At 44.4% G+C, this 2,287-nt stretch carries 1 protein-coding gene; it reads right to left on the reverse strand.

The window, feature by feature from the left end:
• Positions 1-126: 126 nt before the first annotated feature.
• The gene (locus RDS42_RS14260; RefSeq protein ID WP_308784242.1) at positions 127-2,220 is read right to left on the reverse strand and encodes an elongation factor G; all 2,094 of its coding nucleotides are present in this window, start codon (positions 2,218-2,220) and stop codon (positions 127-129) included.
• Positions 2,221-2,287: the final 67 nt, after the last annotated feature.

The following is a 2,287-nucleotide window of genomic DNA, read 5'->3' on the forward strand; positions in this document are numbered from 1 at the left end:
GTTTTTCGGATCAACGAAAAACTTCACAATGTAAAACAGGGCCTTGCCCTAACAAGCAATTAAGGCACAGGAATCATTCCTGTGCCTTAAAATATCCCACCTGCTCATCTGACAGGGGACTGTTTTTTATTTATCTTCTGCTCCGTCAACCTTGGATGCTCTTGCTTCAATCTCTTTCTTCTGGATATCTGCAGGAGCCTGCTCATAACGTGCAAACTCATAGGAGAAGTCTCCGCTTCCGCCGGTCATGGAACGAAGGTCTGTTGAATATCCATAGATTTCAAGCATCGGAACGTCTGCCTCGATCACGGTATTTCCATTGTGATCCGGATTCATTCCCAGCACACGGCCGCGGCGCTTGTTAAGATCACCCATAACATCACCGGTATATTTGTCCGGAACAGTGACTTTCATGCTGACGATCGGCTCAAGAAGAACCGGAGATGCGTCCATAAAGCCTTTCTTAAACGCAAGGATCGTAGCCATCTTAAATGCCATCTCTGAGGAGTCTACCGGATGGTAAGATCCGTCGTAAAGAGTTGCCTTTACACCTACAACCGGATAAGCGGCAAGAGGTCCCTTGGTAACGCATTCCTGAAGTCCCTTTTCCACAGCCGGGAAGTAGTTTTTCGGAACAGCGCCGCCTACAACAACCTGCTCAAATTCAAATGGAGTCTCCAGATCACCGGACGGCTCAAAGCGCATCTTAACGTGACCATACTGGCCATGTCCGCCGGACTGTTTTTTATGCTTGCCTTCCACGTCAGAATTCTTGCGGATGGTCTCACGGAACGGAACCTTCGGTTTGGAAAGCTCGATGTCTACTTTATAACGTTCTTTCAGTTTATTTACCACGATATCAAGATGCTGGTCACCCATACCATAGAGAAGTGTCTGTCTGTTGGCAGAATCGTTCTCTGTACGAAGAGTCTTATCCTCACTTGTCATCTTGGAAAGAGCCTGGGAAATCTTATCCTCATCACCCTTGTTCAGAGCTTTGTATCTCTTGCATGTATATGGTGTGGAGATCACTGCCTTCGGATAAAGAACAGGCATTGCTTTTGTTGCAAGACTGTCTCCTGTCTGCACGCTGTTCAGTTTGGCAATGGCGCCGATATCGCCGGCATGAAGCTCCGGAACCTCATAAGGCTTAGAGCCTTCCAGAACATACAGCTTGTTCAGACGTTCTTCTTCACCCTTCTCTACATTTAAAAGAGTATCGTCGGATTTAACAACACCGGAAACTACTTTTATAAGAGAATATTTACCAAGGAACGGATCTACGATAGTCTTCCATACATATGCGGATTTCGCTTTTGTAAAATCATAGTTTGCTTCAAAAATTTCGTTTGTTTTCTGGGAAATTCCGTTGCAGGAGCGTTTGTCCGGGCTTGGGAAATAACCGCAGATATCGTCCAGAAGATTTGAGACACCTCTTAAGCTTACCGGAGAGCCCATGCATACCGGAACAATACTTCCGTCCTGTACGTTCATAGCAAGAGCTGCGGAAACCTCTGTCACAGAGAATTCATCTCCCTCAAAATAACGGTCCATAAATTCTTCGCTTGTCTCCGCTACAGATTCCATCAGGATATCATGATATTTCTCAAGATATTCATTGAGATATTCAGGAATCTCGCATTCCTGTTTTTTACCTTTGTCAATATATTTTCTTCCGGCCTGTTTAACAACATTTACATAGCCGACAAATTTACCGTCTTCACGGATCGGGAAATGGAGCGGAGCAATTTTTTTGCCGTAAAGCTCTGTCAGTTCCTCTACAACTTTACGGTAGCTGACATCATCCATATCCATATCTGTTACAAAGAACATACGCGGAAGTTTATATTTTTCGCACAGATCCCATGCCTTCTGAGTTCCCACCTGAACTCCGGCCTTACCGGAAACAACGATGATCGCTGCATCTGCTGCGCTGACAGCTTCTTCTACCTCGCCTACAAAATCAAAGTATCCAGGAGTGTCAAGGATATTGATCTTTACTTTATCCCACGGAACAGGAACCAAAGAAGTAGAAATTGAAAAATGTCTTTTGATTTCCTCTTTATCAAAATCGCTGACTGTATTCCCATCTTCCACTCTGCCTAAACGGCTTGTCATTCCTGCAAGATATGCCATTGCCTCTGCCAGTGTAGTTTTGCCGGATCCTCCGTGACCTAATAGGACTACATTTCTGATTCGGTCAGTTCTATAAACGTCCATATGTAATACCTCCCTGTTTGTCTGATATGTTCATATTCTACTAAAATTTCATTGGTTTTTCAAGTAT

It is taken from the genome of uncultured Blautia sp. (genome assembly GCF_902497045.1).
GTDB lineage: Bacteria > Bacillota > Clostridia > Lachnospirales > Lachnospiraceae > Blautia_A.

What these genes read in the sequence shown, in the direction of transcription:
- RDS42_RS14260 (WP_308784242.1), bottom strand. Translation starts at nt 2,220, where the DNA reads ATGGACGTTTATAGAACTGACCGAATCAGAAATGTAGTCCTATTAGGT.